We start from the raw sequence: 6,507 nt of genomic DNA, 5'->3' as shown, positions 1-6,507 counted from the left end.
TTAATACCATTACGCTTAAAATACAACAAAACGGCAATAGAACTGACGTCGCCGCCAGCTCTATTGCCGTTATTTTAATTTTCATTATTTTCGTCGATCACATCAAGTGCCCGTTCAAGCACCCGTTTGAAAATTGCCAAGTCTGAAGGTGAAACCTTCTTTTCAAGGCCATCTTGCAGCCGTTGCCAAAATTCGGCATTATTATCCATCATTTCGACGTACTTCTTTGTAACTGTAAGGTGATATACCCGCCGATCTTGTTGATCAACTTTCTTTTCAATCAAGCCAAGCCGCATTAATTTCTTAATGTGGTAGTTCGTATTGGGAGTTGATTGATTCAACATCCTTGAAACTGCACCAATCGTCGTGTTATTTGCTTGATTGATGGCTTCGAGGTAGTACATATCAATTGCGCCCAACTTTTCAAACTCTTTGTATTGGTTTAAGTGATTATGAAGTTGAACCTTTTGCAACAGATCGATCATTGTCTTTTGCATTGATAACATAATTTAACACTTCCCACCTATTCTTATTCTCTCTTAAGTAACTATTATACGTCGGGGCCGAACTCTTTGTAAACATCGACTTCCTGCCGAGATTGAACACAATTACTTAAGTCTATGAAACGTTTTGCTTAACTTAATAAACCTAACTGCAAAATCCATGATAACCAACCCTAACCCTTGGTACCATCGAACTTGCTGTTAACTAACTACTCGCTTCCTTTCACTTATTCCTTCCACTGGGAACATGATAAACAATTACACTCCAATTTAGTTGGTGCATTCCTTAACTTCATTCTTAGTGTTTCCTGCAAACGCAAAATATCATCCTGCGTCAGCGGAACCTCCTTAATCACTTCATCAAGGGTCCTACCCACGTGCATCTGACAGATTTTCCCCACAGAATCCATCAGTTGATGTTCGATTGTCTCCTGCTCAGGGACATTCGGATAATACGTGAATGCTCGTCCATTCTTTTCAATCCGGACAATCTTTTTATCTGCAAGCCGGCGCAGCAAAGTTTTAACGGTTGCTGGTTTCCACTGAAACTTCGCAGAAAGCAATTCGGTCAACTGACGACTGGTTGCGCTTTTTAATGTCCACAACAGCCGCATAATTTCCCATTCAGCATTACTAATTTCAACTTTTGCTGGCATGCTTAACTACCCTTCTTTGTCCTAGCTTTTTTATCTTAAATTTTACAATATAAGTCAATAGTTTGTAAACGATAACGTTTGTCAATTTTAAAGAGTCTTAAGGTTTAAAATCAACCAAAATTGATCTAACATAGTATAATATAAATGTAATCGTTAACAACATTTTTGGGAGGGATTAATATGATCAAAAGCAAAGCTGTAATGATTGGTGCTGGAATTGCCAATATGGCTGCAGCGGTCTACTTAATTCAAGAAGGCCACTGGAACCCAGAAGACATTACGTTCTACGCACTCGATAAACACGGTTCAAATGACGGCTCAACTGCATCAGAAGCCGCAACTGAATATTGGAATAAAAACCATCCAATGGAAAACACGAAAGGATTTATTGCGCGGGGCGGCCGGATGTTAAACTACCGGACATACGTCGACTTGATGGATCTGCTTGACCGGATTCCATCAGTTACAGAACCCGGGATGACTGCTGCTGAAGATACCCGTGATTTTGATGCCAAACACCGGACATACGATGTTGCCCGGCTTCTTCAAGGCGGAAAAGGGATTGTCGATGGTCACAAACTAGGCTTAAACAACACTGACCGGTTATTATTAACCAAATTGATCTTAATGCGCGACGATGAAGAAACAAAACTCGATAACGTTTCAATTGCGGAATACTTCAAGGATGACCCGCATATGTTCCAAACGAATTTCTGGTACATGTGGGAAACAACCTTTGCATTCCGCACTCAATCATCTGCTCAAGAATTACGGCGCTATATGCACCAAATGATCTACGAATTTACTCAAATCGAACACTTAGTCGGGGTCAACCGGACACGTTACAACCAATTTGAAAGTATCATGCTTCCATTGATCAAATACCTTGAAGGTGCAGGATGCAAATTCGTAATGAACCGGCGGGTAACTGCCTTTGAATTTAAAGACACGAAGATGCAAGATGAAATCACGGTTACCGGATTAAAGATGTTAAATACTGACAGCGGCCTTGAAGAACACGTTGCCATTGATGATGAAACGGCCGTCTTCTTTACCAACGGTTCAATTACTGATTCCGCAACGTTGGGCGACTACAATACGCCTGCCCCTGAAAACCCAGACTATGGTGCCGCTTCATCGCTTTGGAAACAAGCAACGGAACACTTCTATAACCTTGGTAATCCAGATAAATTCTTTGCTGACCGGGATGCATCCGAATGGGTAAGCTTCACGTTAACAACTAAAGACCACACGTTGATCAATGAAATTACCCGGATCACGAACCAGGTTCCTGGAAATGCGCTGAATTCATTTATTTCAACCGAACCGATCACTCCGTTAGGTCAAAAAGACGTTAACATGTCGATTGTTGTTCACCACCAACCGCACTTCACGACGCAAAAGCCAAACGAAACGGTTATTTGGGGTTACTTCTTATACCCACGGCGCGAAGGTGAATTTGTTCACAAGCAATACATCAAGATGACCGGGAAAGAAATGCTTGAAGAATTGCTTGGTCAACTTTCAAAGGTTGATCCTGGTCCAACAAACATTATGAAGAAGAAGGATCAAATTCTTGAAAGCGTCATTAATTGTATCCCGGTATACATGCCATACGCTTCTGCCCTCTTTAACAACCGGGCAAAGGCTGACCGGCCAAAGGTAATTCCGGACTTTTCAACGAACCTGGCATTCACCGGTGAATTTGTCGAACAACCATATCAAATGATCTTTACCGAAGAAAGTGCCGTTCGGTCTGGCGAAATTGCCGCCTTCCACTTTGCCGGTGTTCCAGACTCGAAACTGGTTAAGACTCCGCGGTATGACCATGATCCGGTAACCTTAATGAAGGCTGCAAAACGAATGTTTGATTAATTGAGAAGGTGTGACAAAACGCTAAAAACGAGCGTGGTGGAAGCAGAAAAGCGAACGAATCGTGGAGCATAGATTCGGAGGTTTTCGAACTTCACTAGCTTCGCGTCGTAGCTCGTTTGTTTTGGAACCCGATTATGCAAATCTCGCAAATAGGCTGTGACCTAAGAGTCACAGCCTATTTTTTGCTTTTTTATTAAGTCCAATCATTCCCCTCGCTTTTTACCGTCAATTCAGGTAAACTGTCATTACTTAAAGCGCGAAAGGATCTTTATGAACACAACAATTATTGATTTCATTAGTAATTACGGCTATTTGGCCGTCGCAATTTTAATTGCCGTTGAAAATATTTTTCCGCCGATTCCATCTGAAATTATTTTAACTTTCAGTGGATTCTTATCAATTTCAGCTCATTTGAATCTCGGCGGCCTGATCATTGCATCAACAATCGGAGCGTTAGTAGGCGCAATCGTCCTTTACCTTTTAGGCAAGCTAATCTCGTTTGAAAAACTTGAACGTTTGATCACGGGTAAATGGGGAAAAATTCTTCATTTTAAAATGGAGCACCTTGAAAAAGCCCAGCGGTTCTTCGAACGGCACGGAAGTTCCACTGCTTTTTGGGGAAGATTTCTTCCCGTTGTTCGCAGCTTGATCTCTGTTCCCGCTGGCATGGCTGAATTTCCAATTAAACGCTTTTTAATTTTTACCGCCGGCGGTTCGTTGATCTGGAACGCCGTTCTGATCATTGTCGGGCGATTAGCCGGCGCATCATGGGAACGCTTCTCCGTTTTAATTGAAAAATATAGTTTTGTTCTTCTCGCCGTTGTAATTCTGATCGGCGGAAGCGGATATTTAATCTATCGCATAAAAATGAAAAGGAGCACGAAATGACAATATACGCAAAGAAAACCTGCTGGTTAATTGGAGCCATTTTCTTCTTTATTTTAGGAGTTATTGGAATTATCCTGCCAGTCATTCCGCAAATTCCATTTTTGATCATCGCTTTTTTCTGTTTATCAAAAGGCGCGCCGAAAGTTCATCATTGGATTCGGACCCGGAATTTTTATCGGAAATACGTTTTAAAGTTTGAACATAAATGTACCCAAGTGGCAGCGCAACATCCTTTTTTACAACGAATTGCGCGCCATTTTCATCATTAATCACTTTAACCTCAACTAAGATTGTGACATCGGTCGCAATCTTTTTGCATTATTTAACCATGATTAATTTGCGAATTATTTTTACATTACAAGAAAATGACAATTCGTAAAAAACACCGAAATAGTTTTCAAAAATGGTATTATATTCGTTATAATACCTTTTGTTTAATTAATTTAAATATAAGTAGTTAATGCAATTATTCTTTTATCCATAAGGAGGAAAACAACTTTGTTAAAGAAATATGGCAAAGAATACTTCTTAGGAGCAATTATTACCTTAGGAATCGTTTATGGCGATATTGGAACTTCCCCGTTATATGTTATGAACGCTTTGATTGGTGATCAAGGCGGTGTTTCCCGGGTAACTCCTAACTATATTATTGGCTGTTTGTCATTAATTTTTTGGACATTAATGATCATCACGACGATCAAATACGTTGTAATTGCCATGCGTGCTGATAACCACGGTGAAGGCGGAATTTTTGCCCTTTACGCATTGGTTAAAAAACGAGCAAAATGGTTGATCATTCCGGCGTTGATCGGTGGGGCGGCAATTCTTGCAGACGGAACGTTGACCCCTGCTGTTACGGTCACAACGGCGATTGAAGGGTTAAAGGGATTCAAGTTTGGCAATCTCATTCCGGTTTCGAATCAAAATGACGTCGTCTTTATCACGATTGCCATCTTGCTGGTCCTGTTCCTTGTCCAGCGACTAGGGACCAGCTCGATTGGGAAAACTTTCGGGGTCGTCATGGTCTTTTGGTTCGGCTTTTTGGCCGTTTTCGGGTTTGCCAACATGTGCAAAGACTTAACCGTTTTACGCGCATTGAATCCAATTTACGGTTTGCAAGTTCTTTTCAGTCCGCATAACAAAATGGGAATCTTTATTTTAGGAAGTATTTTCCTGGCAACGACTGGGGCTGAAGCCTTGTATTCTGACATGGGACACGTTGGCCGGCGAAACATCTATATTACCTGGCCATTCGTTTACCTGTCATTGATTTTGAACTACTTCGGTCAAGGTGCTTGGATCATTCACCAAATCAAACACCAAACCGTAACGTCAAACATCAATCCGTTTTACGATATGCTTCCGCACTCGGTTTACCTTATCGGCGTCATCATTGCAACCTTAGCTGCGATCATCGCTTCTCAAGCTTTGATCACCGGGTCATACACCTTAGTTGAAGAAGCAATCGGATTGAAGATCTTACCACGATTAAAGGTTTACCACCCAAACGTGTTGAAGGGTCAGATCTACATCGGAGTTGTTAACTGGATTCTGTGTGCAATCACTTTAAGCGTTGTCTTCTTCTTCAGAACATCTGAACACATGGAAGCCGCTTATGGACTGGCAATCACGTTGACAATGCTGATGACCACTTTCCTGCTGTTCGAATATATTCGCGGTCGGTGGTCAACGCCGCTTGCGTTAATGTGCTTGTTGTTCTTTGGCACGATCGAAACGATCTTCTTCATTTCAAGTTTAGTTAAATTCGTTCATGGTGGTTACGTTACAGCATTAATTACCGCTGTCTTGATCTTTATCATGGTAATTTGGTACTACGGGAATCGCGTTCGGGATGATTTAATGGACGCAACTGAAGAAGTTTGCTTGGACGATTACGTTGACCAATTAGTTGCCCTTTCACAAGACGAAAGTATTCCATTGTACATGAGCAACTTGGTCATGTTAGCCAAGGTTAAACCCAACCATAAAGTTAAACGGGAAATCCTGTACTCTATTTTGGATAAACAACCTAAACGGGCAAAAGTATACTGGTTCGTAACTGTCAACACAACTAATGAACCGTATACAAACTACTACACCGTTGATATGATGGGGACCCGCAACGTGGTTAACTTGCAGCTTTACCTTGGATTCAAGTCAAATCACAGTTTGAACCTTTACTTACGGCAAATTGTTAACGACTTAATGGATCAAGGGGTCATTGATGAGCAACCGCAAGAATACACCACCACTCCTGGACGGAAAGTCGGCGACTTTGTCTTCGTCTTGATTCGGGAATTGCTTTCACCGAACACCAACCTTTCACCGTGGAAACGGTTCTTGATTTCATCACGAATTTGGTTGCAGAACCATTCAACCAGTCCGGTTCAATGGTTTGGACTTGAATTTAGTGATGTCAAGGTTGAACGGGTTCCGCTTTACTTAAAGAAGCGCCAAATGCCGTTTGTTAACCAACAAAAGATCGTTAACGCTGAACTTCCAGATGAATCGAAAGAATAATTGTTTGAATGAATAATAAAAAGCTTGCCAATATTATAAATGGCAAGCTTTTTTTCTACCAAGAG

At 41.3% G+C, this 6,507-nt stretch carries 6 protein-coding genes; 4 read left to right on the top strand and 2 right to left on the bottom strand.

Features of this window, described 5'->3' with window-relative positions; genetic code table 11:
* Positions 1-74 precede the first annotated feature (74 nt).
* Positions 75-506, bottom strand: a complete 432-nt coding sequence (locus tag A3O17_RS06020; protein ID WP_064213105.1) for a MarR family winged helix-turn-helix transcriptional regulator — start codon at positions 504-506, stop codon at positions 75-77.
* Positions 507-730: 224 nt separating this feature from the next.
* Positions 731-1,159 (bottom strand): CopY/TcrY family copper transport repressor, encoded by a 429-nt coding sequence (locus A3O17_RS06015; RefSeq protein ID WP_057826678.1) that lies wholly within the window; start codon positions 1,157-1,159, stop codon positions 731-733.
* Between the two features lie 180 nt (positions 1,160-1,339).
* Between A3O17_RS06015 and A3O17_RS06010 the strand changes: the two genes are divergently transcribed.
* From A3O17_RS06010 to A3O17_RS05995, 4 genes are all read left to right on the top strand, one after another.
* Entirely contained in the window at positions 1,340-3,034 is a 1,695-nt protein-coding gene (locus tag A3O17_RS06010) for an oleate hydratase (protein ID WP_064213106.1), read from the top strand.
* 270 nt (positions 3,035-3,304) lie between these two features.
* Positions 3,305-3,922 carry a DedA family protein gene (locus A3O17_RS06005; protein ID WP_064213107.1) on the top strand — a complete coding sequence of 206 codons (618 nt, stop codon included), beginning with the start codon at positions 3,305-3,307 and terminating at the stop codon, positions 3,920-3,922.
* Positions 3,919-4,191, top strand: coding sequence for a DUF454 family protein (locus tag A3O17_RS06000; protein WP_064213108.1), 273 nt, complete (start codon positions 3,919-3,921; stop codon positions 4,189-4,191). Before A3O17_RS06005 ends, A3O17_RS06000 begins: the two co-directional genes overlap by 4 nt.
* Before the next feature lie 229 nt (positions 4,192-4,420).
* On the top strand, positions 4,421-6,442 hold the full coding sequence (locus A3O17_RS05995) for a KUP/HAK/KT family potassium transporter (RefSeq protein ID WP_064213109.1): 2,022 nt from the start codon (positions 4,421-4,423) through the stop codon (positions 6,440-6,442).
* The last annotated feature ends 65 nt before the right edge of the window (positions 6,443-6,507 follow it).

This window comes from Ligilactobacillus aviarius, from assembly GCF_001654615.1.
In the GTDB taxonomy this organism is placed as follows: Bacteria; Bacillota; Bacilli; order Lactobacillales; family Lactobacillaceae; genus Ligilactobacillus; species Ligilactobacillus aviarius_B.
This window is presented reverse-complemented; position numbering and strand designations above follow the sequence as displayed.